This window comes from Paenibacillus sepulcri, assembly GCF_042647105.1.
GTDB lineage: Bacteria > Bacillota > Bacilli > Paenibacillales > Paenibacillaceae > Paenibacillus_Z > Paenibacillus_Z sepulcri.
The window spans coordinates 6,717,212-6,744,033 of sequence record NZ_JBHRUP010000001.1; the positions used below are offsets into that span (position 1 = coordinate 6,717,212).

24 protein-coding genes, 1 pseudogene and 1 riboswitch are annotated in these 26,822 nt (G+C 50.6%); of the genes and pseudogenes, 16 read left to right on the forward strand and 9 right to left on the reverse strand.

The window, feature by feature from the left end; genetic code table 11:
- Positions 1 to 26 precede the first annotated feature (26 nt).
- A complete protein-coding gene (locus ACFOLF_RS29150; protein ID WP_379112797.1) occupies positions 27 to 965 on the reverse strand; it encodes a macrolide 2'-phosphotransferase in 939 nt (312 codons plus the stop codon).
- Between the two features lie 431 nt (positions 966 to 1,396).
- On the opposite strand from ACFOLF_RS29150, the gene ACFOLF_RS29155 reads away from it, so the two are divergent.
- The 4 genes and pseudogenes from ACFOLF_RS29155 to ACFOLF_RS29170 form a co-directional block, all read left to right on the forward strand.
- Positions 1,397 to 2,407 (forward strand): AI-2E family transporter, encoded by a 1,011-nt coding sequence (locus ACFOLF_RS29155; RefSeq protein ID WP_210037477.1) that lies wholly within the window; start codon positions 1,397 to 1,399, stop codon positions 2,405 to 2,407.
- A gap of 199 nt (positions 2,408 to 2,606) precedes the next feature.
- A complete protein-coding gene (locus tag ACFOLF_RS29160; RefSeq protein WP_210037478.1) occupies positions 2,607 to 3,683 on the forward strand; it encodes a Gfo/Idh/MocA family protein in 1,077 nt (358 codons plus the stop codon).
- A 73-nt stretch (positions 3,684 to 3,756) separates the two neighbouring features.
- On the forward strand, positions 3,757 to 3,981 hold the full coding sequence (locus tag ACFOLF_RS29165; RefSeq protein ID WP_210037479.1) for a hypothetical protein: 225 nt from the start codon (positions 3,757 to 3,759) through the stop codon (positions 3,979 to 3,981).
- 2 nt (positions 3,982 to 3,983) lie between these two features.
- Positions 3,984 to 4,271 (forward strand): annotated as a pseudogene (locus tag ACFOLF_RS29170) (helix-turn-helix transcriptional regulator); the annotation flags it as partial.
- A 351-nt stretch (positions 4,272 to 4,622) separates the two neighbouring features.
- On the opposite strand, the gene ACFOLF_RS29175 reads toward ACFOLF_RS29170, so the two are convergent.
- Entirely contained in the window at positions 4,623 to 4,847 is a 225-nt protein-coding gene (locus ACFOLF_RS29175; protein WP_210037480.1) for a hypothetical protein, read from the reverse strand.
- A 259-nt stretch (positions 4,848 to 5,106) separates the two neighbouring features.
- Here ACFOLF_RS29175 and ACFOLF_RS29180 point away from each other — a divergent pair, with 259 nt between their 5' ends.
- Positions 5,107 to 6,105: a dienelactone hydrolase family protein gene (locus ACFOLF_RS29180; protein ID WP_210037481.1), complete on the forward strand. Its 999-nt coding sequence runs from the start codon at positions 5,107 to 5,109 to the stop codon at positions 6,103 to 6,105.
- 61 nt (positions 6,106 to 6,166) lie between these two features.
- Here ACFOLF_RS29180 and ACFOLF_RS29185 read toward each other — a convergent pair whose 3' ends face one another.
- On the reverse strand, positions 6,167 to 6,373 hold the full coding sequence (locus ACFOLF_RS29185) for a YrzA family protein (protein ID WP_210037482.1): 207 nt from the start codon (positions 6,371 to 6,373) through the stop codon (positions 6,167 to 6,169).
- A 190-nt stretch (positions 6,374 to 6,563) separates the two neighbouring features.
- On the opposite strand from ACFOLF_RS29185, the gene ACFOLF_RS29190 reads away from it, so the two are divergent.
- Positions 6,564 to 7,337: a DUF3891 family protein gene (locus ACFOLF_RS29190; protein WP_210037483.1), complete on the forward strand. Its 774-nt coding sequence runs from the start codon at positions 6,564 to 6,566 to the stop codon at positions 7,335 to 7,337.
- Between the two features lie 344 nt (positions 7,338 to 7,681).
- Here ACFOLF_RS29190 and ACFOLF_RS29195 read toward each other — a convergent pair whose 3' ends face one another.
- Positions 7,682 to 10,042 carry a glycoside hydrolase gene (locus tag ACFOLF_RS29195; protein ID WP_210037484.1) on the reverse strand — a complete coding sequence of 787 codons (2,361 nt, stop codon included), beginning with the start codon at positions 10,040 to 10,042 and terminating at the stop codon, positions 7,682 to 7,684.
- 233 nt (positions 10,043 to 10,275) lie between these two features.
- On the opposite strand from ACFOLF_RS29195, the gene ACFOLF_RS29200 reads away from it, so the two are divergent.
- Together ACFOLF_RS29200 and ACFOLF_RS29205 are read left to right on the forward strand one after the other, a co-directional pair.
- Entirely contained in the window at positions 10,276 to 10,923 is a 648-nt protein-coding gene (locus tag ACFOLF_RS29200) for a response regulator transcription factor (RefSeq protein WP_210037485.1), read from the forward strand.
- Positions 10,916 to 12,343 (forward strand): sensor histidine kinase, encoded by a 1,428-nt coding sequence (locus ACFOLF_RS29205; protein ID WP_210037486.1) that lies wholly within the window; start codon positions 10,916 to 10,918, stop codon positions 12,341 to 12,343. Before ACFOLF_RS29200 ends, ACFOLF_RS29205 begins: the two co-directional genes overlap by 8 nt.
- Here ACFOLF_RS29205 and ACFOLF_RS29210 read toward each other — a convergent pair.
- The gene (locus tag ACFOLF_RS29210; RefSeq protein ID WP_210037487.1) at positions 12,302 to 13,432 is read right to left on the reverse strand and encodes a Gfo/Idh/MocA family protein; all 1,131 of its coding nucleotides are present in this window, start codon (positions 13,430 to 13,432) and stop codon (positions 12,302 to 12,304) included. The genes ACFOLF_RS29205 and ACFOLF_RS29210 overlap by 42 nt on opposite strands.
- Before the next feature lie 181 nt (positions 13,433 to 13,613).
- On the opposite strand from ACFOLF_RS29210, the gene ACFOLF_RS29215 reads away from it, so the two are divergent.
- A complete protein-coding gene (locus ACFOLF_RS29215; protein ID WP_379112794.1) occupies positions 13,614 to 14,525 on the forward strand; it encodes an AraC family transcriptional regulator in 912 nt (303 codons plus the stop codon).
- 12 nt (positions 14,526 to 14,537) lie between these two features.
- On the opposite strand, the gene ACFOLF_RS29220 is transcribed toward ACFOLF_RS29215, so the two are convergent.
- Positions 14,538 to 15,272 (reverse strand): LytR/AlgR family response regulator transcription factor, encoded by a 735-nt coding sequence (locus ACFOLF_RS29220; RefSeq protein WP_210037488.1) that lies wholly within the window; start codon positions 15,270 to 15,272, stop codon positions 14,538 to 14,540.
- A gap of 435 nt (positions 15,273 to 15,707) precedes the next feature.
- Positions 15,708 to 15,793: riboswitch (cyclic di-GMP riboswitch) on the forward strand.
- Positions 15,794 to 15,878: 85 nt separating this feature from the next.
- Between ACFOLF_RS29220 and ACFOLF_RS29225 the strand changes: the two genes are divergently transcribed.
- Together ACFOLF_RS29225 and ACFOLF_RS29230 are read left to right on the forward strand one after the other, a co-directional pair.
- Positions 15,879 to 17,726: a DUF342 domain-containing protein gene (locus ACFOLF_RS29225; protein WP_210037489.1), complete on the forward strand. Its 1,848-nt coding sequence runs from the start codon at positions 15,879 to 15,881 to the stop codon at positions 17,724 to 17,726.
- A gap of 101 nt (positions 17,727 to 17,827) precedes the next feature.
- A complete protein-coding gene (locus tag ACFOLF_RS29230; RefSeq protein ID WP_210037490.1) occupies positions 17,828 to 18,778 on the forward strand; it encodes an HD domain-containing phosphohydrolase in 951 nt (316 codons plus the stop codon).
- A gap of 13 nt (positions 18,779 to 18,791) precedes the next feature.
- On the opposite strand, the gene ACFOLF_RS29235 is transcribed toward ACFOLF_RS29230, so the two are convergent.
- From ACFOLF_RS29235 to ACFOLF_RS29245, 3 genes are read right to left on the reverse strand one after another with little or no spacing between them, the layout of a single operon-like run.
- Complete coding sequence (locus tag ACFOLF_RS29235) at positions 18,792 to 19,916, reverse strand: Ger(x)C family spore germination protein (protein WP_210037491.1); 1,125 nt, start codon at positions 19,914 to 19,916, stop codon at positions 18,792 to 18,794.
- A complete protein-coding gene (locus ACFOLF_RS29240) occupies positions 19,913 to 21,013 on the reverse strand; it encodes a GerAB/ArcD/ProY family transporter (RefSeq protein ID WP_210037492.1) in 1,101 nt (366 codons plus the stop codon). Before ACFOLF_RS29240 ends, ACFOLF_RS29235 begins: the two co-directional genes overlap by 4 nt.
- Complete coding sequence (locus tag ACFOLF_RS29245; RefSeq protein ID WP_210037493.1) at positions 21,010 to 22,530, reverse strand: spore germination protein; 1,521 nt, start codon at positions 22,528 to 22,530, stop codon at positions 21,010 to 21,012. The genes ACFOLF_RS29240 and ACFOLF_RS29245 overlap by 4 nt, the downstream gene beginning before the upstream one ends.
- A gap of 170 nt (positions 22,531 to 22,700) precedes the next feature.
- On the opposite strand from ACFOLF_RS29245, the gene ACFOLF_RS29250 reads away from it, so the two are divergent.
- From ACFOLF_RS29250 to ACFOLF_RS29270, 5 genes are all read left to right on the forward strand, one after another.
- Complete coding sequence (locus ACFOLF_RS29250; RefSeq protein WP_210037494.1) at positions 22,701 to 22,901, forward strand: hypothetical protein; 201 nt, start codon at positions 22,701 to 22,703, stop codon at positions 22,899 to 22,901.
- Positions 22,870 to 23,226, forward strand: coding sequence for a hypothetical protein (locus ACFOLF_RS29255; protein WP_210037495.1), 357 nt, complete (start codon positions 22,870 to 22,872; stop codon positions 23,224 to 23,226). The genes ACFOLF_RS29250 and ACFOLF_RS29255 overlap by 32 nt, the downstream gene beginning before the upstream one ends.
- Before the next feature lie 306 nt (positions 23,227 to 23,532).
- A complete protein-coding gene (locus ACFOLF_RS29260) occupies positions 23,533 to 24,240 on the forward strand; it encodes a GntR family transcriptional regulator (RefSeq protein ID WP_210037496.1) in 708 nt (235 codons plus the stop codon).
- A 54-nt stretch (positions 24,241 to 24,294) separates the two neighbouring features.
- A complete protein-coding gene (locus ACFOLF_RS29265) occupies positions 24,295 to 25,776 on the forward strand; it encodes a sugar ABC transporter ATP-binding protein (protein ID WP_379112791.1) in 1,482 nt (493 codons plus the stop codon).
- Positions 25,769 to 26,749 (forward strand): ABC transporter permease, encoded by a 981-nt coding sequence (locus ACFOLF_RS29270; RefSeq protein WP_379112788.1) that lies wholly within the window; start codon positions 25,769 to 25,771, stop codon positions 26,747 to 26,749. The genes ACFOLF_RS29265 and ACFOLF_RS29270 overlap by 8 nt, the downstream gene beginning before the upstream one ends.
- Positions 26,750 to 26,822 lie beyond the last annotated feature (73 nt).

Sequence of the window (26,822 nt, forward strand, 5' to 3'; positions counted from 1 at the left end):
GGCTGCGAATGCTTTTTTATCATTGTTTACTGTGCGGGGAGATCTTCTCCGTTCTCATCCACGCCGAGAGCGCCGCGCGCCATCTCCATATAATCCGGCAGTCCCGACTTCAAGGCAAAAAGCGCGATCAGAACAGGATAGGCCGCCAGCGTCTCGACAATGTGCTCCTGCATTCTTGGCCATACCCGGCCGCCGGCAGTCCGGTAATGCTCAATCAGATCCTCCAGGGCCGGCTCGCCGAAGCATGCGCAGTAAATGGCGAAATCAGCGGCAGGGTCCGCAACCTCCGCCTCGGTCCAATCCAGCAGTCCGGTTACTTTTTCATCCGGGTTTATGAGGATATGCCCGGGGTGCAGGTCGCCATGGACCAGCGACGAATGCTCCGGCCAGAACGAGTCGTCGCTGGTCCAGGCTTGCCAGCGCTGCCATAAGGCGTGGGAAACGCCAAAATTGGCTTTGACTCTGTCCATTCTGATTGAAAGGGTCCGGCGTGCTTCGTCAGGCTGCAGGACACGGATGCCTGCGCTTGCGGCTTCTTCATGGTTGATCCTGTGAAGGGCTGCCATTGCCGCGGCCAAGGATTGGACGAAAACAGCAGAGAGGGATTGCGGGTTGATAACCCAATCGTAGCTTTTGGTCTGGGCATTGATGCTCGCAGCGGGAACTCCCTCCAGCATGGGATATGCAATCAGATCCGCTGTGTGGACTTTCCAATCCGGCACCTGTACCGGAAGCTTATTGCGGATCAGATGCAGCACCTTGCTCTCATAATCCGCGGAATCTATGACATCAAGCCGTCTTGGCCTGCGTATGACCCAGGGCACTCCATCCGCCGTATCGGCAAACATAGCCTGGAAATCGAGTCCTGATTCGTTGATCTTGGCACTCGCAGGGTCCAGCTGAAGTCCGCAGCGGCTTGCCTGATCAAGTAAATCGTTGATATTGGGATTGTCTATCATATCCATATACACCTCATTCATTTGTATTAGGCAACTACGAACCATACACAAATAAACTCAAGCCATTCGTCTTTAAAAAAATGGTTGAGCCTGTGATAGAATGCCAAGCTTACCTGATCCGCATGTAATGGATGCACATATGAGGACTCCTCCATTAAATTTCAGTGTGGGCGCCGTGCCCCTCCCGAATATAACATTTGATTGTAGCGGATTCAATCAGGGGGTTAACATAAATGTTTATAAAAGGAGAGACGCAGGCCCTAAAGAACAGTTTTGAAACGCTTTCTCTTTGTTCCACTTGAATCTTCTTCCAAAGTCGGATACGCTGTTTCTTGTAGCATAAAAAGTTGCTTTTTTTGTCTAAACTGATGAAACGCTTCGGCTGATTATCCGTATAATGTTGGGTGAAATTAGATCAAATTAAACGAGGGAAGCTAATGGAATCATTGCGCAAATTTTTTGCCCAGCCTTCTGCCAGGAGAATTGTGTTTCTTCTGCTGGCCCTGCTGCTGCTGTACAGTCTCCGCCACATGCTTAACCTGCTGCTTCTGCTCTTCCTGGTAACATTCGTTATGGGGAGATTGGAGGGCATCGTAACAAGGAAGCTCAACCGCCTTTTCCCTGTTTCCCCTATAGTTGTGAACGTGGCGCTTTATGTGCTGCTGGTATCTTCTCTGGTGTACGGGATCTTCAATTATGCGCCCAAAATCGTAAGTCAGGTCGTGGACATGATCAACAACATCTCCAAGTTCCTGAGCAGTTCGCAAAATGATGAGGTGGTCCAGCAATTAAACAGTGCACTTGAGAAGGTGGACTATCAGAAATACCTGGGCAGTGCGGTCGATTACATTATGAAGCTGGGAAAATGGCTGGAAATTATTTTGTTCGTCATCCTGCTCAGCTTTTTCTATCTGCTGCAAAAAAACAAGGTCGTGCAGTTTACGATGAAACTGGAGAACAGCAAAATCGGCTGGATCTACAGAGAATTTGATTACTTCGGTACGAAATTCGTTTCTTCTTTCGGCAAGGTTATCGAAGTGCAGCTGCTGATCGCTTTGTTCAATACGGTTCTGACCATGATCGGTCTATGGATTTTGGGATTCCCGTATTTGTTCGCGTTGACGGTTATGGTGTTCCTGCTGAGCCTGATTCCCGTGGCAGGAGTCATTATTTCTTTCATTCCCATCGGCATCATCGGCTATCAGATCGGCGGATTTTCGCTGGTGCTGTGGGCCATTCTGCTGATTTTGATTATCCACTCGCTGGAAACGTATTTTCTGAATCCCAGACTGTACGCCCACAAGACAAAGCTGCCTATGTTCTATACGTTTATCATTCTTATTTTTTCCCAGCATTACATGGGCATATGGGGATTGATTATCGGGATTCCGATCTTCATGTTTCTGCTGGATGTGCTGGATGTGGGGAAAACGGAGAAATCGGGTTGATAACTGCTGCAGCTGCTGGACATCAAGAGCCCTTGAGCGATCAAGGGTTCTTTTTTCTGGCCGAGGAGCCGAAGTTGCGCGTAACATCACATCTTCCTGTGCTATGATAGGATAAGAAAGGCAATCCGATTCATAGACGAAATTGAATCCTGCCTTTTTTGCAAATCGTAATAATCTTGAATATAAACGGGAGGTTTCTATGAGTATAACCCCATTCGGTATAATCGGCGGCGGCTGGCGTGCGGAGTTTTTTCTGCGGATTGCGGCAGAGCTGCCGGAGCGCTTCCAGGTTGCAGGAATTGTTGTCCGCAGCGAAGAGAAAGGCCGGGAATTGGAGCAGCAGTGGCATGTCCCGACCTTCCGCACCATCCAGGATATGCTCAGACGGACGGCACCGGCATTTGTTGTGGTAAGCGTTCCCCGCACGATCGCCCCTGAAATCATGCTGGAGCTTGCAGCCGCGGGAGTACCGGCTCTATGCGAAACGCCTCCGGCGGACAGGCTGGAGGATCTTGTCTCCTTGTATCAGGCTGTAGGAGGAAAAGCCAAAATCCAGATTGCGGAGCAGCATCCCTACCAGCCTGACCACGCAGCAAGATTGGAGGTTGTCCGTTCGGGCAAGCTGGGCAAGGTATCGCTTGCGGAAGTAGCGGTCGCTCATGATTACCATGGGCTCGTGCTGATCCGGAGATTTCTGGATATCGGCTTCGAGAATGCCGTCATCCGCGGACAGTCGTTTACTTCCCCGATTGTGGAAGGACGCGGCCGGGCGGGAGGACCTGAATCCTACCGTCTGGTGGATTCCGAGCAAACGATCGCAACATTGGATTTCGGCGGAAAACTGGGCGTCTATGATTTTACCGGCGACCTCTATTTCTCATGGATCCGCTCCCGGCAGGTGCTTGTTCGAGGAGATCACGGGGAAATCAACAATACCGATGTCCGTTATCTCCAGGATTACCGTACTCCCGTACATACGGAGCTTAGAAGGGTTCACGCGGGTCATGGCGGGGATCTGGAGGGCCATCATCTGAAGGCTGTTCTATGCGGAGACACCTACGTCTACCGGAATGAATTCATTCCCGGACGCCTGTCGGATGATGAAATTGCAGTTGCGGCCTGTCTGGCGCGTATGGCGGAATATGTGGATGGCGGACCGGATTTCTACAGTCTGGCAGAAGCCTGTCAGGATCACTATCTGGGACTTATGATACAAAAGGCGGTCAAATCAGGAGAAGCGGTTACGACTGAAACCCAGTGCTGGGCACAAAGCTAGACGGCTCCATCCCTATTTGCCAAATGACCGGAATACATCTATTACTTTTCATCATGTCATGAATGATCTTGCCATGTTAAACGATACCTGGGATAAACTGGCTGAAACAGCCAAGCAGTTCACGGCCAAAACAGGCAAAGCGTTCGTGGACGGAACGGATCTGATCTACAACGCGCTCCGCGATCAATCCGACGGCGAAATTTATTACAGCAAAGCGGATAAATCGTTGATTGCCGATACGAATCCGCAAAACAAGAAAGCTTACGATTTTACAGTCAAAGGCATTCAGGACCAATGAACTATATTCAAAGCCATTATCATAAAGATTTGGGCATTGAAGAGGTTTCGGAGTATGCGGATTTGAGCACGAGTCATTTTTGCGCGCTGTTCAAGCAGATTTCAGGGTATACCTTCCTCGAATATCTGACCCAATGCCGGATGGAGAAAGCCAAATATATTTTGCTCCATACTGATGTGCTGGTGTATCAGGTGGCGCCTCTGGTCGGCTACCAGGATCCAAAATATTTTACCCAGGTATTCAAGAAAACAACCGGCAGGACGCCAACCGAATTCCGCGAATCCTCATGAATGATTAAAATTTATCTGAACTGGAAGAAAAAAAAGCTGGAAATTGGCTTGAACCAGTGTTAAACTCTAATCACAAAGGAAGGAGGTGCGTCAACATTCATAATCACATGTTGAACGTATCCCTTACCCAATTCAGCAGCATCAATTAATCGTTTCTGTTGAAGGCGCGGGATGCGGATCAATTTTTAAAAAAGCGCCAGGGTGAAGAGACCGTCTACGGACGGTCTTTTTTATGTTTACAGTAAATGCTGAAAACTATACATGGACGTGATGAAACGGCTCTTGCTCTCCTATAGCAGCCGAATACATAAAAACAACGCAGCCCGTTCCCGGGGTGCGTTGTTTGAGGTTTTATAAATGATCCGATGGTTCGGTTTGATCCGGGGGGACGGATGCTTTTTTCGGGGAATTACCGAGCCATTTCGCCATAAACAGCATGAGCGGGGATGAGTCCAGATCGATCAGACCGAACATATCGGCCCAATTATAAACAAGCAGAAACGGCAGCAATGCAATACCCAAGATAGCAAAGAGAATTCCGACGGAGAGACTGCGTGCAATTTTACCAATCGTCATACCTTCATCTCCAATCCCAAGTCTTGTCTTTCAAAGTCAACTGCGGGCATCAGATGCTAATTCTTATATTATAACGTATGCTTCTGCTAAATACATCTATTATTAAACGGATGAATTACCTGTTTTTCGGCTCCAGTGAGCGGTGTGCATTCACTTAAAAATGAACAGGCGATAGTCTGGACCGTCTCGAAACAGGGATTGGAGCAGGCCGTGGAGAAAGGTAATAAAGAGCTTCGCATCTTGTGACTGAACGAAATCCATGCAGTATGAACGGGCAACTGAGCGGCGCCTGGAGGAAGCTCTTGGGGAGACCGGCGGGCAGCATAAGGAGCGGCTTATTCGCTCACTTCAGGAATCACTGGGCGAATTCGAACGCGCTGCGTCCTTGAATCCGGTTCTGTTGGAAGAGGCTGACTGCGGCGGATATATCCGTCAGAGGGTGGAGCTGACAGTTGTGCCGGGGCTTTCCTTCGGCGCTTATGTTCTTGTACCCAAAGGCTCCTCCGGGAAGCTACCGGGCGTTATCGCGCTGCATGGACACGGTTATGGCAGCAGGCAGATTTGCGGTCTAAACGAGGACGGGACAGCAGACAGCGGCCCGCCGGACGGCTATCATCATTTTGCCGTGCAGCTGGCCGGCAAAGGAATGATTGTCATCGCCCCGGATGTGATCGGCTTTGGCGAGCGCCGTATGCAGGCTGATCTGGCGGCAGATCCCGGCGCACCGAGCTCCTGCTACAGGATGTCCACGCAGCTGCTTATGCTGGGCAAGACCCTGACAGGGCTGCGCGTTCATGAAACGCTGGGGGCGTTGGACTATTTTGCGGAGCGTGAGGATGTGGACAAGGCCAGTATCGGCATCGCCGGCTTCTCCGGGGGATCCCTGATCGCCTTCGCTGCGGCGGCTCTGGATGAGCGCCTGAGAGCCTCAGTGCTGATCGGCTTCCCGAATACGTTCCAGGAAAGCATTATGGCCGTACATCACTGTTTCTGCAATTTTACGCCCGGGATACTCACCCATGGGGAGCTTCCGGAGCTGATGGGCCTGCTGGCCCCGCGCCCCTTGTTTCTTGAATCGGGCCAGGACGATCCCATCTTTCCGGCGCACGGCTTCAAGCGGGCGGTCCGGGAGCTCCAGGAGATCTACCGGCAGCAGGGGGCGGAGAACCGGTTGGCTTATGATTTGTTTCCGGGGGCTCACCAAGTCAGCGGCCGCGTTTCTTTTGACTGGCTGAGACGCAGTCTGACAGGCGAGTAAGCTCCCTCTGCAGGCAAAAGGGAGCATGGTCGCTGTCTTTTATGGCCTTCGCGGGCAAGCTCTACTTGGCTTTGAAGTGGACGACGGCACTGTAAAGCATTTTATTGGCAAGAGGATTGAATACCGCCTGGTGGCTGAGAGAGAACACGTCAAGCAGCAAAGCCTTATTGTTCTCAATCTGATCATTGATTTTGATCTCCAGCGTTTTCAAATCATAAGCCTCAAAAAATTCAATCTTGCTCTCAATGCGTTCAAGTGAAAATTCCATGATGAAGCAGCTCCTCTTCTGTATACGTCCCACCATTGTAATATAGACGCACCGCTTTAACAATGCGGCGGGGATGGAGGCTGGACGGGAGATGGTCAATAGAAAATAAAGCGCTCTCATGATGCTTTTTTGCCCCGCTCATGCCTATAATAAGAATAACAAATCTGACGGATGTAAAGGGGCTGCCGATATGATCGTCTATGAGAAAGCGAATGCATTCGTGATGATTAACCAGCATGATCATGCACAAATATCCGGAGTTCTTGCCTCGGAGTGGAACAATGAATGGCTGCATGATCCGAAAAGGAAAGAGGATCTTATCTATGCGGCTTATCAGCATGACCGGGGCTGGATCGATCTGGATTTCTCGCCCTTCTGGAATGACGCGAGGCGCTGCCCGTATTCCTTCCGCGACTTTCCGCTTAAGCCGCGGTTCGCATTTTACAAGAAAGGAATCGCTGAGGTTGCGGTCAAGAATCCGTATTCGGCTCTGCTGTGCAGCCTTCTGTATACGACCTTGTTCGAAAGAATCAGGGATGAGGAGACGCAAGGGTATCTGAACGAAGAATATATCAGGCAAAAGCGGCTGCTTGAGCTGCTGGGCATTGAATCCGCCTTGGATGCAAGGATTCAGCACCACCTGGGCATCATGCTGGTGTGTGACGAGCTATCGTTATTTTTGTGTATGGAGGAGCCTGGGACACCGGCGCAGGAATATGAATGGTTTGGCAGCGGTGTTCATTATTCGGCTGAACCGGGCAGCGAGCGAAAGATCCAGGTCCATTGGCAAAACAAAAATGTAATTGAGCTGTCCCTGTTCCCGTTTCGGCGGGATGTTGCGGCGGCGCTTCCTTACAAGGAAGTCAGCAAACTGGATATACAGGCTGAAGGGATTATTGAGGCCCACCGCAAAGCAGCCCAGCAGGTATTGAATGTGACTTTTACGGGGCCATCCCAGGCATAATTTTTTTGAGCTTCTATGGAACAGGCTTTCTTCGCCCGCAGCGGCGAGTAACCAATAACGGGCGGCGGATCTTGCGGATTGGCTGAATGAAAGAATGGAAAAGGCAGAGAATTGATGTGCCATGAGCAGATGCATACTGAAAAAGGCTTCCGCAGATACGAATGCGGAAGCCTTTTTGGATTACCGGTAAAGTCATCCCGTCCACATCGGCGCTTCTATGCCTGCAGGGGATGCCTTATCAGGCAGCTGAGTCATGGCGCGGACAACGCCGGGCATGCGGTCGGCGGCCGTCACCCAGCGCCACAGGGGGGCCGGGTGCTGCGCGCGGTCCGAAACCATGGGAATTAAGATATGAGCTTGATATTGGCAGCGGCGTTGAATTCCAGACGCTGCTTGCCCTCATAAATAACGGCCGATTTCGCTTTGACGACTTCCTTGTCCAATGTAACGTCATGAGTGGAGAAATTGACAATAACCTTCAGATCGTCTCCGTACTGGGCGCTTTGCACCAGCCGGTCGTCAGTCAGAATGGAGAATCCGCTCATTTCCCTGGTTACGGCCTGGCGATTGAACGGGGACCAGACCTTCAGGTAATCGACGACGCTTGCCTTGTCCTGTTCCCATGTCTGACGATTCATATGATACAGGGGAGGCGCGTTGTACAGCAGCCCGTAAAGCATCCGGTCCGCCTCTTCGCCTTCGATCTTGTAGCTGCCCCACTCCCAATGATTGGTCGTAATGATGGAGTCGTTATATACCAGCTTATATAAGGGAAGCGTATAAGCCGGATCGGAATAGACCTTCTCGTACAGCGGTTTGACGGGCACGGGTTTGCCGTAGCGGTCGGGTATGCCGTCCGCAGAATAATAGCCGCCGACATAATATTCGCTGTCCTCATTGTCGCGCATATCGGGATCGCCCCAGGCGATGACCGGGCTCTCGATTCCTTGGGCGAAAGCGATCACGCTGCTGGCATAGTCGTTGCCGCCTTCCGAGCCGACCACCATTTTGCGGTCCTTGGCAAAATAGCCGAGCCGTTCAAGCCGGGCGTTCAGATCCTGCTGCTGTGTCGTTACATGAGCAGGCGAGTAATCATCATAAATTTCTCCTGTCGCGTCGCAATCCACGAACCAGGAATTAAAGTCGATTCCGTCCTGCAAAATGCCTTCCGTGCGCTGCTTCATGCTGGGCATCGCGAGGGTAGGGTTCAGCTTGCGCCCCCGCTGCAGAAATCCGGCCACCTTTGTCCCGTCCTTGCGAGTGATCGTCGCGTTCTCATAAAGTGAAGAATCCGCGAAGGAAGCGGTGTTCCAGGAGGGATCCGCGTTCTGTTGAATGGAATGATAGGAATCATATGGAGCGATGAGATAGCCCAGCTGATCCGCTTCGCTCACCAGTTGGGGATTCATCAATCCGTCGGCCCAATTGGATAAGCCGATCCAGGCGTTCTCGATGCCGGAGCTGTGCATGTCCTTGAGAAGATTCGTCGAGTCCGACTGGCCCCATTCAGACAAATCGGCTGCAGTGTTCTTGAGCACGCTTTTGAGCAGCAGCTTGTTCAAATCATACAGCTTTTCCTCGCTTAACTTGCCAGGTCCCTGAGCGAGGAGCTTCTCAGCCTCCTCACCGGGGTTCGGGAACACGGAAGGGGAGTAGAACCCTTTCATCCTCATTCCCTGGTTCAGTGCGTCCAGCACGATTCTTTTCTGGTACTTGTCCAAATAATCCTGCTTGGGAACCTGCTTCAGCACTTCCTCATACTCGCCGCTGCCGTCGGCTGTTCCTGCGAGCAGCCGAACCAGCCACGAACCGAGCGGCCCTGGCAGCAGGGCGCGGAGCTTCGGCCAATTCACGTCGGCGTCGGTGAGAATGGACCCGCTCCACAGATAAATCTGGGGGGCTCCGTACAGCTTGCGGATGTTTGGATTGTCTCCGGCCTTTTCCTCCAGCGTGACGAAGTCTCCCTTCTCTTTGACGTAATCCTTGTAAGGGCGCACGACCTCCTGCGGTTCGCTGCCGGTCACGTACAGACGGAAGCCGTAGCTTTTGTCTGGATTTATAGCAGGGAATTGATGCGTAAATAGAAATTGCACGGACGGGGATGTGTCAAAATGGACCTCGTTATTGAACTTGTTCGTCACGACATAGACCATGGAGAACGGCGCGGCATTCAGAGCGAAGAAGTCCATCGAGAACGATTCGCTCCAGGTGTAGGCCTGGCCGTTCAGGAAGGTTTTCCAATTCGCATCGTTCGCCGGAATTTTTTTCCCTTCCCCAATGGGAAGCATATAGCTGTCCGCCTTGACGGCCGGCCATTGAAATTGGGCAGCGCCGATACTGTTCAGACGGATGTCCAAATAATCGCTTTTCTTGGCGATGCTGACCTTGATTTTGCCCGGGTAAGTCCACTGGACCGAATCCTTGCTTTTGACCAGACCGCTTACCTTTTCCTTGGGCAGCGGCTGCGATGCCTGCTGCCGTACGCCGTCCTTGATAATCGTAAGGGCAAAGGTCGCCGGATCCACTTCGAAATCAAAATGGCTTTCCGCCGGTTTCACATTCACGACCCCGTTCGTCTGCAGAACCGGAACCTCCTTCTTCACTGATGGGTGGGGAAAGGCGGGGGCGTCAGCGCCGCTAACGCATCCGGTGGCGGCAGACATCAGCATGCCTGCCGCCAAAATCAAAGCTAATCGTTGTTTCATGTTATCTCCTCCAATTCTTGTCGTTGCAGCCAGACTCAGTGTAAGAGAGTTTTGTTACAGGAAAGTGCATGCCGGCAAAAAAAATCCTCCTGACCTGAAGCGGGAGCGGTAGGAAGACGGCTTGTCCGGAGACAGACGCTTCTGTCATACTGGTGTAACATACGGAGTTTATAGTGGGGGAGGCTTGCTGCTGCCTTTGCCATACAGCGGCCCAGGAGGAAGGAGGTGCGGGCATGAAGCTGCTGCTTGCTGACGATGAACCGCTTATGCTGCAAATATTAAAGGCATACTTTCATAAAGAAGGGTTCCATACGCTTCTTGCGCAGGATGGAGAGGAGGCATTGGATCTGTTCTATAACAACAGGGTGGATTTGGCGGTTCTGGATTGGATGATGCCGAAGCGCAGCGGTGTTGAGGTCTGCCGGGAAATCAAGAAGACGGGCCGGACGAAGGTGCTGCTGCTGACGGCCAAGGGCGATCAGGAAGATGAGTTTGCCGCCCTGCAGTCGGGGGCTGACGATTATATGCGCAAACCGTTCGATCCGCGCATCCTGCTCATTCGCGCGCGCAAGCTGCTGCAGCTGACTGACAAGATTATGCTCGGCGATTTGACCATTGATATGGAGGGACAGAAGATTTATCGCGGCGGGCACGATGTGCTGGCTACCTCCAGGGAATTTCAATTGATGAGATATCTGGTTGTCAACAAGGGGCAGATTGTGACCCGCAAAATGCTGCTCGATCAAGTGTGGGGATTCGATTATTTCGGCGAAGAACGTACGGTGGATACCCATATCCGCAGATTGCGGGAGAAGATCGGCGAGCATCGCATCAAAACATTCCGGGGAATGGGTTACAGTCTGGTGGATGCCGATGAGTAAACTGACCAGGAAGCTGATCCTGCGGATTACGGTGGCGCTGTGCGCGGTTTTTGTGCTGTCTTTTGCCGTGAATACATTTTTTCTTCCCAAATACTTCCTGTACCAGAAGAAGCATAAGCTTGCCGGTCTGACTTCGGAGCTGGCGGCCATGGAGTACGGTCAGCTGGTGGAGCGGATCGGACCTATGGAGGAGCAGTATCAGGTAACGATCGCGTATACTTCCCTGGCGGATACGGTCAATGACCTGAACAGCCGGCTCATCGTGCAGTTTAACCGGAAGGGCATCGCCCTCAGCAAATTTTGGCTGGCCGAGGAAAGCGTGGCGGCGCTGCGCGAAGGGGGAAAAGTCAATAAAATATATGATCAGGCCAAGCTGAAGTCCAGCTTCCTGGTCAATTTCCTGCCTGCAGGCGGATATGTGTTTGCGGTAGGTGAGTCCATCTCCTATTCCTCGGATACGATCCAGATCGTCAACCGCTTCAATCTGTACATTTGGGTTGGCATGCTGCTGCTGCTTATCGTGCTGTCCGCTCTGTATACGACCCGGATTGTCAAACCGCTTGCGAAGCTGAATGAAACGGCAGAGGCGATTTCCAATTTGTCGTTTGCCAAGGCGGATATCCGGACGGGCGATGAAATTGAGTCCCTGGCCGGCAGCATCAACCGGATGAGCGATAAATTGGAGGACGCGCACCAATCGCTGGAAGCGAAGAATGCCAATCTGCGGACGTTTATCGCGGATATCTCGCATGAGCTGAAAACGCCGTTGTCCCTGATTCAGCTGTATGCGTCCGGCATTCAGGACGGTCTGGACGATGGCAGCTATGCCGATGTGATCCGGCAGCAGAGCGAAGCCATGTCCGGGATGATCGACCGTCTGCTGGAGCTCTCCAGGCTGCAGGCCGAGACGTATCAATTCGCGCCGGTCGATTTTCGGCAGCTGCTTGGGGAGATGCTGGTCGCATACCGGATTGCGTTCCGGCAGCAGGACCTGGAGCTGGAGGTGGACGACCGCCTGCCCGCTCAATCATGGGTGATGGCGGACAGGAGGAAGCTTGAATCCGCCCTGCACAATTTCATGACGAATGCGATGAAATATTCGACCGGCAAACAGGTGTCCTTGACGCTTGCGGCGAAGGAGGACGCCGTTCATTTCCGCATCACCAACAGCACGAACACCGGGAAGGAGGCCGAGTGGGAGCGGGTATGGGAGCCCTTCTATGTCATGGAGAGCTCCCGCAGCAAAAAATTCAGCGGCACCGGTCTTGGGCTATCCATTGCCGGGACCATTTTGCACAGCCATAACGCTTCCTTCGGTGTTCTGGCAGAGGAAGGAAAAGTCACGTTTTATTTTTCCCTGCCGCTGCTTCGCCGCGAGCTACGCCCAATCAATGGAGCGGAACATGCCGGTCTCGGCTGATTCCTTGGCTTTCAGGCACATCAACGCGCTCAATAAACCGTCTTCCAGCGGGGAGAGCGATTCCGCGCCGTTCTGCATGATAGCCACGAAATTTTGCGCCAGGGTGGAATCGCCGCCAAAATGTCCTTCGCCCCCTGAGATATCATAGGTTTCCACACGCGGCGTATGATGCATGAATACGTTCACTTTGCCGGTGTAGAAATCAAACTCCAGCGTCCCCTTATAGCCAAGCAAACGCGCTCCGCGCGCGGCAGCCTCCCGGCGGGCAAAAAAGTTCTGCGAATAGGAGACATGCATGCCGGATTCGTAACGGATCAGGGAGCTTCCGGAATCCTCGTTGCCGGTATCCTCCGCATAACAGCAGTACTCCCAGCTGCGCCAGCGATCTTTATTGAAGGCGGTGCTGTCCGGGCAGACCCGGTTATCCTCGCAGTTAACGCATTTCAGGCCGGCCGGCCGCGTGCCCTTGAAAATTTGCTTGGAGGTCATCGCGCCAATCTCGGTGGGCTTGATCCCAAGCAGGCTGTTGATATAATCGAAGTCATGCGTGGCCTTCTGCAGAAACAGTCCGCCGGTTTCCTGCTCGTCCCGGTACCAGCTTTGGTAATAAACCCCGCCATACGGCACATTATTCACGGCCTGCACATTCTCCACCGTACCGATTTTGCCGGAATCGATAATTTCCTTGGCCAGCTGCACGATCGTCGTCAGCTTCAGCGGAAACGATACCACCACCTTCGATATGGAAGCTTCAAAGCCCGCCTTCAGCCGTCTTAAATCCTCCATCGTCGTGGATACCGGCTTCTCCAGATAAAGCGGAATTCCGCTTTGCAGCACCTTCAGCGCCATTGGCGTATGCAGCGAGCAGCGCGTGCCGATTAGTATGCCGTCAAGGCTCTCCGCGCCAAGCATTTCCTCGGCTGTATCGTAATAATGGATGCTGTCCATCCCCTGCGCCTGAAGCTCCTCCCGGATCTCATCCTTGCGCACATCGACGATAGCCGTCACCCTGCATGAGGGCTCCTGCTTGATAATCTCCGCAATTATCGTGCGTATGCGAAGCCCATAACCGATTACACCCAAATTCATCTTGCCATCCTCCTATGATCTGCTTGACTGGATTTACTACCAGTATAAGAGCTGAGAGGCGGGAGGGCTTTGTTCAAAAAGCCCCGTTTTTTGTTGTTTTGCTATCGGGCTGACCCTTCCCGCCGCTGGCGGCACGCGGTATGATAGCATTAACGCATAAAGCGGAAGGTGATGATTGCAAGTGAGCACGCAAGCAGAGCTGGACGATCTGCAGCGGACACCGCTGCAGCAGACCCTTGTCATTGAGAAGCTCATCACGATGTATTATTTTGAACTGGACAAGGACTTCGGGTTTAACGGTGAAAAACATAACTTTTGGGAGTTTCTGTACGTGGACAAGGGAGAAATCGAGGTGTTTGCCGACGGCAGGAGGCAGCTGCTGAAGCAGGGCATGATTATTTTTCATAAGCCGAATGAGTTTCATGAATTTTATGCCGCCAAGGGCAAAGCGCCCAATGCGATCGTCATGACGTTCGACTGCCGGTCAGGCGCAATGAACCGTTTTGCGGATAAAGTGTTCAGTCTGGAGGATGAGGAGCGCAATCTGCTGGCGCAGATGATCAAGGAGGGTGAGAATGCCTTCATTTTCCCGTTCCGCCATCCGCTGGAGCGCCGCGAGGGAGCGGTGATCGGCAGCGAGCAGCTGCTCCGCTGTTATCTGGAAATTTTCCTGATCCGTCTGCTGCGCAAAAGCAGTCTCCTGCAATCGGAGAAGCCCTTGTCCTCGCCAGCCCGGGAGAAAAGCAAGGATGAACTGACCAGACAGGCGCTATTGTTTATGGAAGGAAGAATCGGCGGTCCGATGAATGTGAACGATATCTGCGGCGAGCTGCATATCAGCAAAACCCAGCTCAAAAGCTTATTCAAGCAGAATACCGGCTATTCCGTAAAGGAATACTTCTCGAAGCTTAAGATCGAGCGCGCCAAGCGGTACATCCGGGAAGAAAGCTATAATTTCACAGAGATTTCCCGGCAGCTGGGATTCAGCAGTGTCCATTATTTTTCCAAGGCATTCAAGAATGCCACGCGGATGAGTCCTTCGGAATATGCGCGTTCGGTGAAATCGCGAATGAAGCTTGAAACCGGAAATTGACGGCTTCTTTTTTTAAGGCTGTTTAGGGTCTCTCAGTAGAAGCTGCTCCTGAATATCTTTCATTTTCGATTTGGCGATCAACGCCTGTCTGGGATAGCTGCCGAAGAAGGATTGGTAGGTTTCACCCATCCTGGTTATACGGGACACTTTGCTGAGATTGATCAGATAGGAGCGGTGAGCCTGTACCAGATGAGGAGCCGGTTCCAGTTTGTCATAGGTTTCAAGGGGATCGTTATTCAGCGTATGTATTATAGATTTTTTTCCCATCTTTTCTATGAAAAGTATTTCATTAAAAGGAATGATATGAATATTTTTATTGATTTTTATAATCAGCTTGGGGTCCGGATTGATGAACAAATGATTGGCCTTCTGTTCCATTTCAAGATTATGTTTTGTTCGCTCCAGCGCCTTGTATAGTCTGGTGCGAAGGACCGGTTTTATGATATAGTCGACTGCACCCATATTGAACGCTTCGATTGCATACTCCTGGCCTGAGGCCATCCAGATCATTTTCAGACGGGGGACGATCTGCAAATAGTCCTTTAGCGCCTTAAGTCCGCCCAGGCCCGGCTGCGAAGGATCGGTCAAAATTAAATCCGGCCTCTCCCGGACCATGATTTCCATAACGGAATGTTCGTCGGGAGCTTCGCCAATGAGCGCAATATAAGGAAGCGCAGTGATAAACTTCTTGACTGTTTCTCTTGTTTGATTGTCTTCGTCAGCAATAATGACCCTGATATTTATCATTCTTGTTTACACTCCAATACTTGTTTTGGGCTGCCCGACGAAAAAAAGCGGAATGGAAAAATATTCAAAAATCCCATATGAAAACCGTTTATATTTTAAATATCTATTAGAAATATCTATGATAATCATCGTTTTTTTGCAGAGTCACAGAATGATATGATTTGAAATCATAACGCTAACAATATCAAAATGCAATCACCCTTCGTGCCTAGCGGAAGTGGAGTGAAAATAGTTATCGAATGACTTGAATAGTCGTTTTTCCGGCCTGAACATGGCAGATTTCAGGTATGAACGGCTGTAAACAGGCGAACTTCTTTATTTGACTGCATTAGACAAAAGGCAGTCCTTTTAGTACACTCAATTTGGACCTGCAAGGTATATTTTCCTAATAATTAAACTTTAAATAGGAACTAGAGACTATTAATTAAGAAACTCAAACGATAAAGGCAAACCTGCCGAAAGCCAGGGACGCAAAGCTATGGGCCTAAAGAGAGCATCTCTATGGTCGCCAGGCTGCCGAATTGGTGGTGTATAAACACGATCCAATCGGATGGTGTTTTTTTGTTAAAAAAAACCATTCTGGTCTGAGGTTTGAGAGGTGTTAACGTGAAGAAAAAAATCTCTGAAGATGAATTGTCCCAGCTGATCAAGCAATTGCATCTGGGTGAAGTGGATGCGGTTTCCAGATCTTCTACTAACGAAGGGGATATCAGAAGCCCCTTGAAGCAGGACGGCTGGATTCAGGTAATTGAACACCGCATTATTGTCCATGATCCCGTCAATAATGGCAAGCTCCCCGTCATCAGTGCTATTGCCCCGGTCAAACTAAAGGTAAATCATCATGACATACATTCAGAAATCAACGTGACTTCCAGCGACAGCATCCTTTGGGAAATTGAGAATCAACCGATGTATGAGATTACGGTCTCGGAAGACAAGCTTCACGCTTATTTCCACCTTCACGCCAAAGAACGGTATGCCTGGCAGCTAACCGATACAGAGCCTCTTGCCAAAATCATATTATCTGCCGAGGAAGACAGGAATATGGTTCTTGAAAGTGTGCATTTGACAGATGTCGCCGCCGTGCTTGAAAAGAAATCGATCAAAGCAAACGTCGACCTGGCCGCTATTCATCAGGAATTATTGCAGCCCACCTATAGCCCGATTCTCATCGCCAGGGGCAAAGCTCCCGTACCCGGGAAGGATGCGGAGCTGGAGATTTATTTCTCCGAGGAGATCGAAAGCCGTTTCCATGAAACGGAAGGGACGGTTGACTTCCGCAATCATCTGCAAATTCCTTCCGTCACCAGCGGCGACGTTATTGCCAGGAAATCCCCGATCATCGACGGCATCCCGGGATACGATGTTTACGGCAATCTGATCACGCCCAAAGCGCCGGCGGATATCCTGCTGGTAGCCAAGTCTGGCGTAGAGCTGACTCCGCAGGGGGCCATTATCGCCAGAAAAGAAGGACGCCCGCGGATTACGGGAACCAAAATCAAAGTCTTTGATATCTCGACAGCGTATACCGTCTCCGGCGATGTGGACATTGAAACGGGCAATATTGTCTTCTCCGGCGATGTGATCGTATATGGCAATGTAACCGACAATATGATTATTGAATCTCTGGGGAATGTATATGTCATTGGCAGTGCCTTCAATGCGACCATCACAGCAACAGGATGCATCCATATCCGGGGGAATGTAATGGGCAGCAAGCTGTATTCGGGATACTTCGGTGTCATGTTCAACCGTTTATACAACACCTCGAAGCTGCTGAGCAAGCAGATCGAGAAGCTGCTGATCGGCTCCCAGGTGCTGGAGCAAGCGATCCAGTCACGTGACCAGACGGTTAAATACGGACAGATTGTGCTGCTGCTATTGGAGAAGAAAATGAAGGATATACCGGGGCTAATCAAGGATCTGCTATCCGTGGTCGCCAATATCCGTCATCTGAAGAAAGAAGAGTACCAGAAGCTGATGGAAATGGCGGCGGTTTTCCTGAAGCCCTCGCAGCTCATTGAGTCGGCCACCAGAAATGGCGTCCAGAGCTTCTTGTCCCTATTGACGGACGCCCATCAGGAGGTGGCCCGCATGCAGGAGGCGCTGGTCAATATTACCATCAATCAATGCCATAACAGCGAGCTCAAATCCAATGGCGATATTTTGATCCAGCGCGACGGAGTTCTTGTCAGTGATTTGTACTCGGCCGGCAATATATCCTTCAAGCATCGGCTGGCCGTTTGCCGCGGTTCAAGGCTGGAAGCCGAAGGGGATATCACGGCGAAGATTGTAGGAGGGCAGACCGGAGCGGCCACGCTGCTGAAGGCCAAAAGGCGGGTCAGCGTCGTCAGAATGCACTCGGGAAGAGTCTCTATCGGGAATTACAGTAAGGAAATTCTGGAGTCTGTCGAAAATACAACCTTTGATATCGATAACATGATGCAGGCTTAATCTGATTTCTTCTATAATAAGCACCCCGTGAAAGTGGTGGAATCTTGGTGACTCCGACAGTTCGGCAATATCAATATGTAGGCATGAGAGTAAATAAAAATATGTACAACCAAATGGGTGCCTTGATTGTGCCTGCTTTTTCCCGGCTCACACGAAAAAATCTGAAGCGGCTCATTCAACATCAAATTACGCTGAAGGAAGAGGATATTGAAGATCTTCCGGTCCTGCACCTGCTGAATTCGGCTATTGTTGAAATCAAGGACGTCTTTCATCAGGTCCGGCACTTCGATGAGATTCCGTTTGCGCATGTCCGCAATACGATGGTGCCGATCATTGTGGATATGAGCAACCATATTTATTTAAAGCAGGTTTTCACCTATTTCGGCGAAAATGATGAATATACCTACCGTCATATTATCGCAGTTGCGCTGATTGCCCGTTTAATCGGCAAAGTGAAAGGTCTTGGCGAAGAGGAATTGCTGGATCTGACGATCGCGGGCTTCCTGCATGATATCGGAAAAGCGAAAGTCCCTGAAGCGATCATGAATAAACCGGGCAAGCTGACGCCTGAAGAATTTGATGAAATGAAGAAGCATACGCTTTACGGGTACGAACTTATCAGGCAAACACCGGGGCTTGCGCAGCGGCACGCCTTGGTGGCTCTGGAGCATCATGAGCGCGAGGACGGAAGCGGATATCCGCATGGCATCAAGGGAGAGCAGATGGACCCTTTCAGCAAAATCGTAGCCGTCGCGGACGTCTTTCACGCGATGATCTCGAAGCGGGTCTACAAGAAACAGGTTCCTTTCTATCAGGTGCTGCTGGAAATGTCGCAAAATGCCTATGGGCTGCTCGATCCGGAGACAACGTTATGCTTTCTCGCGCGTATCATGGACATGCTGATTGGCAGCGAGGTCTGCCTCTCCAATGGACAGCGGGGCAATATTATTATGATTCATGCCAATGATCCCTTGAGTCCCCTTGTCGAGGTGAAAGGCCAGTATCTGGATTTAAGCAAAGACAAATCGGTGCATGTGGAGCAGATTATTTGAGAGTGAATCCTCTTTATTTTACCGGTCCCATTGCTCCAAAAGTTATAGCTACGGAAATCTTCATGTCAGCATTGGCAAGCGCGTCACCCCAATGTTCTTCGACTTTCTTGTACTCCCGGAATTCATGCGCGCGTGCATAGAGACCAAGACCAATCGGATCGATTCGATGCTTTTGAATGGTTTGGATCAGGCTTTCGAACTGCGCTTGCGCCAGTTTGGAAACCTTGTGCTCCAACGCCTCTCCATGCTTCGCAATATCATACGGAAACAAATGCTCCGACAGGCTGACGACCATTTTGATTTTAATATCAAACTGAAATTTGCTGTGATGGCAGGACGTCTTAATCTTCGTTGATGTTCTCCTTGTTGAGAAGTTTAACATATCCGTGTCGAAAGGACCGGTCTTGGGCTCGCCGGGAATATGAAAAGACAAGCTGACGCCCGGTTTTGCGTTTTTTTGCAGAATGCTGAGCAGGATCGTTTCCTGGGCTCCCAGAGATGCGGCGTATCTCCCATTATTATGGAGCAGAGCCGTTCCGGATAAGAAAACATTCTTATTGCTGATCTTGACTTCGGATATGTAGGGAGTGATCCCTTTCTCATAGATTTGCCGGTGCAGCTCCAGCGCCGTTGTTTTGACCGTTTCGGATCTCGCGCTTTTTGTATCGATCATCCCGCGCAGCAACACGGGAAGCAAAGGCTGGTCGGGCGGATTTAAGTGGATAATTTCAGATACAGAACCGTCAACGGCAATTACCCGGTCGGTTTGTGTGTTTCTCGGATCGCGATAAATAACATCCAGCATGCGGACCCATCCTTCATGCTTCAGCATGCGTTTGCCGACAAGAATAACCTGGAAGTTCCTTCCCTGGGCAACGCCCACGGTGTGAGCATCCTGCTTCGCTCTTGATTGACGGAGCGACGGAGCGGTGCCGCTTATTTCCTGACTCTTCTTCTTGATGTTTTTGCTGAATACCGGAGCCGTTGAATAGAAGTGGAATTTGTCTTCATTATCGAGATCCATGCCTATTGCAAGAGGAATCGAGGCATTTTCCAAATCCAACTGATCGCTGCAGCCCGAAGCGGTGAACCCGACTATAGCGGCACTGAGCAGCATACATAGCAGCCTTGTGTTCATAAGCTGTTTCTCCTTTGAAAACGATTGTGTATCCATAAGTAAACGAGCAGGCAGACAGGGAATAGGTATTCGATGCCTAAACCGGCATTAAACAGGACAGCTTCCAGACGGTTGCTTTGTTTAAAGGTCGGGCTAAAGAAATAGGCGCCTACGGCAATGATCAGGCACAAAGAACGCAAATGGCTGCGGTTGTCCTGCAGTCCGAACAACCAGCTTGAACAAAATGTAGTGAGATACATAGCCGGGATCCATACCAAGGAGAAAATAAACAGATAGAAGGCGATAAAAGGAACTTCAATCCGTTCAATAAATGTAAACTCGATCGCTTGTAATACACTGATTACCGGTTCGTTATACTCTGTAATTTCATCCGGACTGAAATGAATGAAACAAATCACGGTAACAAACAAGTAAGTGAGCAGAGTCAAGGTGTTTGAAATCAGGATACCGGCGACCGCTTTCTCCTTGCGCCTCAAGAAAGGGTACAGAATAAACGCCGCCGCCATTCCCAGAAAGGGATAAATCGTTGCTTGCACGGCTGAAAAAACAGGCCGCCAACCTTCCTTGAGAATGGGAAGAAGGTGGAGCCAATGCGCATTTTTCAGCGTAACCAAATACATCAATGGAATCCATAATGACATTAGAACAACGATCTGGGCATATCTGCCCAATATACGGGGGCCATGCCGCGCTATGGTGTAAGCGGGAACGAGAAGCAAAATCATAATGGTATACACATGCGTGTTCGGCAAGAGCCATGATTTCGTGATGAGAACCGTCCTGGCGAGTCCATCCAGGGTCAGAAGACAGAAATAGAGTGCCAATACCAGGGCGATCGCTTTGCCGGCCCAAGTTCCTATATAATGCAATATTAAATCGGGCAGGGTATCGTCTGGATGGTTCTTCATCACCAGAATAATGGCGATGCTTGCAACTTCACTTAAAGCCCAACCGATAATCAGCGAAATCCAGCCATCCGTTCCTGCTGTTTCGGCCAGCCTTCTTGGCAACGACAGAATAGGGACACTCACTTGAATGCCGGAAATGATCAAGATAAACTGAAGCAAGCTGATTTGATTGTCCGAATAAGATTTCATTCGCCCTCCTCCTTTGTCCGGCTTTTTTCCTGTCTCTTGGACTGTATCGGCGATGTGCTTATCGGACGTTTATTCATTAACCACAATGGCACGCGAACCAGCGTGTCTTTCCAATCCGCCAGACGTATCGGCGCAATGGGACTGCCATAGGGTATCCCCAGCGATTTGAGGGCAATGAGATGGCCCATCATCGTCATTAAGCCGATGATCAAGCCGACAAATCCGAACAAAGTGGCGAGGATCATAAGCATGAAACGAATAAGCCGGACTGCTGCGACCATATCGTAATTGGGCAGGATAAAGGAAGAGATGGCGGTGAAGGAGACAATAATGACCATCACATTGCTGATAAGGCCGGCCTGCACGACGGCTTGACCAATAACTATGCCCCCTACAATACCGACCGTCTGTCCAACCGGTGCAGGGAGGCGTACACCCGCTTCACGCAGCATTTCCAGGGTGATCTCCATTAGAATCGCTTCCACAAAGGGTGGAAACGGTACTTGTCCTCTTGATTCACCGAGTGTGAGCAGCAGCTTAAGCGGTATGATTTCAAAGTGATAGGAAACGACGGCAATAAAGAACGCAGGCAGAAAAGCGGCAATGAAAAAAGCGAAAATCCGCAGCAACCGCAGAAAGGTTGCAATGGACCAGCGTGTGCTGTAGTCATCGACGCTTTGGAAATAAGTCATAAAGGTGACCGGCGCGACCAGTACGCTCGGTGACCGGTCAACCACCACCACATATCTCCCCTGCAAAATTTGCGATGCGGCCGCATCCGGGCGTTCAGTAGAAATAAGTTGGGGGAAAAGGGAAAATGGATTGTCTTCGATAAATTCCGCGAGCTCTCCAGTGTTAATAATGACATCGACATCCACCTGCTGGATCCGCTGCTCCAGACGCTTGAGAAATTCAGGATTTGCTACGTCGGCCAAGTAGAGGATCGATACGCTTGTTTGTCCTCGCCGCCCGACTATCAGGCGTTTTATTTTCAACTCCAGATTGGGAATATACCGGCGGATCAAGGCAATATTCTGCCCGCCTGTTTCAACGAATCCTTGATGCGCGCCTTTAATTGAGGTCTCCAGCTGAGGGTCTTCAATCGCCCGCTGCGGCCAGCCTTTCGTATCTAATGAATAGGCTTCTGTTCGGCCGGAAACAAATAGAAGGCTTCTTCCATGCAAAATGGAATGTTCAATCTGAGTCCAATTCGATTGAGGAACGATATCGCCCACCGTCATGATTAAATCGCTGCCTGCTTCACCGCTGCCCATCTCGAATTGAAGCGGACGAAGCACGTCATGATTAATGGAGTTTTTATCCGTAAGCCCATCCAGATAGGTGAGAACAGCCTGTTCTCCCGTTTGTTTGATAAGAAATTTGCGTACAATCAAATCGGGTGTATCCGTGAATAAACGGTTTAAGCGGGCAACCACTATGGTCAGGTCTTGATCGATTTTTTTAGCCGTGTGCTGAATTCCTGATTGTTCCTCCACCGGTTTTTCCCCTCTCTCCATCCCTTGCCTGCACACAAATATAATCCTATATTCGTATTCCAATTTGTTATCGGATGTTAGACGTGCATATTTTTACCAATAGTGGCTTTAAGTATTCGGCAACCCATAATGATCCCCCAAGCAAGGAAAGGAGTATATCCGTTCATTCGGTGTTTGGTGATTGATCCAAAATGGAAGTTCTGCGAGTCAAGGAGTGCGAATATACAACATTACAGGCGCTGGAAGGCAATGCTCCAAGGCAGCGTCTCTTATGCAAGGTCAAAGGACTGTCTGAATCGAAGCTGCTGGCGGCATCCGCAAAAGAAATCAATGCTGATTACGCGCATGGGGAGGACTTGAATGCTGCAGAAAATCAGGGTTATGGGTCTTGAGTCGAAATATTCCACGATGTCATTTATTTCGGTCACAGGCGTCATTATTCTGCATCTTATCCATTGGTTCTTAGCTCCCCTCGTGATGGGAGCCACCGCAGGGATGAATTTGCAGCATCGGGACATGGCAGGAAAAGGCTCGGTCATTATGGATGTGCTCCTATTCGTGATGTTCCTTGTGAATCTAACCAGCATGTATTTTGCCTGTCGGCAGCTGGCGTTAGCCTGGCGGAAACGCGCCAAATTGACGCGGCATACTTATATGTGCAGCGCAGTCTCTGTCATTGTTCTGGCCATTGGTGTATACACGATGTTTTCCCTTTAAAGTTCCTTTGTACGCAAATAAATACCAGAGGTTTGAGAAACAAATCCAGGACCGCCAGGCATATGAGCCGGGGATCCCGGATTTGTTTTTGTACTTTTTGCGGGTATGTTTTTGTATTCAACAGCACCTGAAGCCAGTGGATTCGCTTGAATGAGCTTCGAAACCCCATCTCTTTTATTTTTCTGTAAGGAAGAGATAAAAAGTTTATCTTGCATTATGGATTATATATAATCTATTATATTAAATATAGAACATGTCAAGAAACATAACTTGACCAGTTAAGTATTCAAAGGGAGTTGATTCATTTTGAAGGATACGATTACAAAACAGCACTTCGCAGATAAACAGAATATGAGCCATGATGTGATTGATTTTTTCAAGCAGCAGATACTGAGCGGCCAGCTGAATCCAGGGGACCGGATCGTAGAGACGAAATTCGCCCGGGAGCTTGGTATCAGCCAGACGCCCGTAAGAGAAGCGGTTCGGCAGCTGTCAGGCGAAGGCATCGTTACTATCGTGCCGAATAAAGGGCCGGTCATCAATGAGCTGCAGACGCGGGATATTTACGAAATTTACTCGCTGCGCGCTTCCATCGAGGGGCTTGCCATAAGAATTGCGACTCAAATTGCTTCTGATGAGGCTGTTGAACAATTGGAGAATTTCTACGAGGGCATGAAGCTAAAAGAGAAAGAGAAGAACGAGAGCGTCAACTCTCTGCTGCTGGATTCCTGGTTTATTCACCAGTCGATCATCCAGCTGTCCAATCATTCCCGGCTTATACGCACTTACGAGTCGATCTCCTTCCAGATCGCGCTCGTCAACCGGATGCTGGGAAGCGAATCTAGCAAGCAGAAGGAGGTTGAGGAGCATCTGGAGCTGATCACGGCTTTGAAGGAAAGGGATCCCGATAAGGCCGAGCTGACCATGCGCAAGCATATTTACCGCTCTTACCGCGAATGTATGGAGCTGAAGGGCGAAGAGCATCTCGAACACGGGGAGAACTTGTGGATTTAACGATCATCTTGACTTTAGCTTGAGGGGGCGTTCATCATACAGCCGATTTTGAAAATGACCGGTATTATGAAATCCTATTACGGCGTTAAAGCTCTGCATGACATATCGCTTGATATTCATCACGGCGAGGTTCACGCCCTGATGGGCGAGAACGGGGCAGGCAAATCGACGCTGATGAAGATCTTGTCCGGGCTGGTGGAGCCGGATGAAGGAGAAATCTATTTTGAAGGGCGCACGGTGCAGCTGGATAATCCGCAAGCGGCGCTGCGCCTTGGCATCGCGATGATTCATCAGGAGCTGAATCCCATTCCGGAGATGACGGTTGCGGAAAATATTTTTTTGGGCAGGGAGCCGCATTATCCGGGAACACCCTTCGTAAACAAGCGAAAGCTGGAGGAGCAGACGAGGGAGTTGCTGGCCGAGTTCCGGTTTGACGCCGAACCCGATACGAAGGTTGGACGGCTCAGTATCGCCCAGAAGCAAATGCTCGAAATCATCAAAGCCATTTCTTACAAAGCCAAGCTGATCATCATGGACGAGCCCACCTCGGCTCTGTCCGACAGCGAGGTCAAGACGCTGTTCCAGACGATTGAACAGCTGCGCTCGCAGGGTGTGCCGATTATTTATATCTCGCACCGGATGGAAGAAATCTTCGCGATTGCCAATCGGGTGACCGTTCTGAGAGACGGCCAACTGATCGGGGCTAGGCATATAAGCGAGATTGACTCCGACGGCCTGATCACGATGATGGTCGGCAGACCGCTCGACGCCATCTATCCGAAAGAGGAGGCCGCTATTGGCAAGACCGTGCTGGAGGTGCGGAAGCTCACCCGGAGACCGTATTTTGAGAACGTCTCCTTTCAGGTGCGGGAAGGCGAAATTGTAGGTTTCTCGGGGTTGATGGGCGCAGGAAGGAGCGAGGTGATGTGCGCCCTGTTCGGGATCGACCGGCCGGACAGCGGGGAAGTGCTGATTGACGGCATGCCGGTGAAGATTGGCCATCCGGCCGAAGCCATCAGGCATGGCATGGCGTTCGTGACGGAAGACCGCAAGGATATGGGGCTGGTGCTCGGTCTGTCCATCCGCGAGAATATGACGCTCGCAAGCTTGTCCCAGGCAAGCAATGGCCCATTCGTTTCAAGGGTGGCAGAGGACAAGCTGTGCGACGATATGAAGGCGAATATCCGGATCAAGATGAACAAGATGGAGCAGGAGGTTCAGACCTTAAGCGGTGGGAACCAACAGAAGATCGTATTGGCCAAGTGGCTGATGACCTCACCGAAGCTGCTGATCCTTGACGAGCCGACACGCGGGATCGATGTCGGAGCCAAGGCGGAAATCTACAAGATGATCTCCCGGCTGGCACAGGAGGGGATGGCTATTCTCATGGTTTCCTCGGAGCTTCCCGAGGTGATGGGAATGAGCGACCGCATCCTGGTTATGGGTGAAGGTGAAATTCGCGGGGAATTCGCGCGTGGAGAAATGACCCAGGAGCAGCTCCTGGAATGCGCAATGGGGGGTGGACGCATTGCTTAACGGCATGCCCGGTATTCAGAAATTAATAGTGAAAAACAACGGCGGTTCGTCCGAAATGCTGCGGAAATATGGCTTGATCGGGATTTTATTGCTGACTGTCATTGTTTTGAGCATCGTTTCGGATTCGTTTCTGACGGTAACGAATCTGATGAATGTACTCAGGCAGGTATCCATTAACGGCATTCTGGCGGTAGGCATGACATTTATTATTCTGACGGCGGGCATCGACTTGTCTATCGGATCGCTTATGGCGGTCGCCGGGGTCATTGCGGCGAGCATTGTCGCCCACAATCCCGAATCCGTCGGCTGGGCGCTGCTTGCCGGAATGCTGGCGAGCGGACTGCTGAGCGGCGTCAGCGGCGCGATGAGCGCAAAACTCAATGTGGCGCCGTTCGTCGCGACCTTGGCGATGATGACCATCGCACGCGGGATTGCCCTGATTTACACGAACGGAAGGCCTATCGTCGTCAGTTCCTCTTCCTTCAAGTACTTGGGCCAGGGTTATATCGGGCCGATTCCGGTACCTGTCCTTATTTTCGTGCTCATTACGGTCATTATGGCCATTATTTTGTATAAAACCAAGTTCGGCCGTTATGTTTATGCGATTGGCGGCAATGAGAATGCGGCAAAAATCTCCGGTATCCGTGTAGGCGGCATCAAAATCTGGGTGTATGTCATCAATGGTTTCCTGGCAGGTCTGGCAGGCATTCTGCTTGCTTCAAGGATCAGCTCCGGGCAGCCCAACAGTGGGATGGGCTATGAACTGGATGCGATTGCCGCTGTTGTCATCGGCGGTACCAGCCTCTTCGGCGGGCGCGGTTCACTGCTTGGCACGATCGTGGGGGTTCTCATCATCGGCGTGATCAACAACGGTCTTAATCTCATGGATGTATCTTCTTATTGGCAGCAGATTATTAAAGGTCTGATTATCGCAGGCGCCGTGATTCTGGATCAGCGCGCCAAGAGACAGTAATACCGGGGATCAGCGAATCGCACCCTAAAGCGCGATTCTGATTTGATAGGCTGCTTTTCAAAAACCAAGAGGC

Excerpts from the sequence above, each read along its gene's own strand:
- ACFOLF_RS29245 (WP_210037493.1), bottom strand. The coding sequence starts at position 22,530 with ATGGAGAGAGGGGAAAAACCGGTGGAGGAACAATCAGGAATTCAGCAC.
- ACFOLF_RS29155 (WP_210037477.1), top strand. The coding sequence starts at position 1,397 with ATGGAATCATTGCGCAAATTTTTTGCCCAGCCTTCTGCCAGGAGAATT.
- ACFOLF_RS29180 (WP_210037481.1), top strand. The coding sequence starts at position 5,107 with ATGCAGTATGAACGGGCAACTGAGCGGCGCCTGGAGGAAGCTCTTGGG.
- ACFOLF_RS29175 (WP_210037480.1), bottom strand. The coding sequence starts at position 4,847 with ATGACGATTGGTAAAATTGCACGCAGTCTCTCCGTCGGAATTCTCTTT.
- ACFOLF_RS29220 (WP_210037488.1), bottom strand. The coding sequence starts at position 15,272 with ATGATAAATATCAGGGTCATTATTGCTGACGAAGACAATCAAACAAGA.
- ACFOLF_RS29195 (WP_210037484.1), bottom strand. The coding sequence starts at position 10,042 with ATGAAACAACGATTAGCTTTGATTTTGGCGGCAGGCATGCTGATGTCT.
- ACFOLF_RS29210 (WP_210037487.1), bottom strand. The coding sequence starts at position 13,432 with ATGAATTTGGGTGTAATCGGTTATGGGCTTCGCATACGCACGATAATT.
- ACFOLF_RS29190 (WP_210037483.1), top strand. The coding sequence starts at position 6,564 with ATGATCGTCTATGAGAAAGCGAATGCATTCGTGATGATTAACCAGCAT.
- ACFOLF_RS29185 (WP_210037482.1), bottom strand. The coding sequence starts at position 6,373 with ATGGAATTTTCACTTGAACGCATTGAGAGCAAGATTGAATTTTTTGAG.
- ACFOLF_RS29200 (WP_210037485.1), top strand. The coding sequence starts at position 10,276 with ATGAAGCTGCTGCTTGCTGACGATGAACCGCTTATGCTGCAAATATTA.
- ACFOLF_RS29165 (WP_210037479.1), top strand. The coding sequence starts at position 3,757 with ATGTTAAACGATACCTGGGATAAACTGGCTGAAACAGCCAAGCAGTTC.
- ACFOLF_RS29230 (WP_210037490.1), top strand. The coding sequence starts at position 17,828 with ATGTACAACCAAATGGGTGCCTTGATTGTGCCTGCTTTTTCCCGGCTC.
- ACFOLF_RS29250 (WP_210037494.1), top strand. The coding sequence starts at position 22,701 with ATGGAAGTTCTGCGAGTCAAGGAGTGCGAATATACAACATTACAGGCG.
- ACFOLF_RS29255 (WP_210037495.1), top strand. The coding sequence starts at position 22,870 with ATGCTGCAGAAAATCAGGGTTATGGGTCTTGAGTCGAAATATTCCACG.
- ACFOLF_RS29205 (WP_210037486.1), top strand. The coding sequence starts at position 10,916 with ATGAGTAAACTGACCAGGAAGCTGATCCTGCGGATTACGGTGGCGCTG.
- ACFOLF_RS29240 (WP_210037492.1), bottom strand. The coding sequence starts at position 21,013 with ATGAAATCTTATTCGGACAATCAAATCAGCTTGCTTCAGTTTATCTTG.
- ACFOLF_RS29235 (WP_210037491.1), bottom strand. The coding sequence starts at position 19,916 with ATGAACACAAGGCTGCTATGTATGCTGCTCAGTGCCGCTATAGTCGGG.
- ACFOLF_RS29150 (WP_379112797.1), bottom strand. The coding sequence starts at position 965 with ATGGATATGATAGACAATCCCAATATCAACGATTTACTTGATCAGGCA.
- ACFOLF_RS29265 (WP_379112791.1), top strand. The coding sequence starts at position 24,295 with ATGACCGGTATTATGAAATCCTATTACGGCGTTAAAGCTCTGCATGAC.
- ACFOLF_RS29160 (WP_210037478.1), top strand. The coding sequence starts at position 2,607 with ATGAGTATAACCCCATTCGGTATAATCGGCGGCGGCTGGCGTGCGGAG.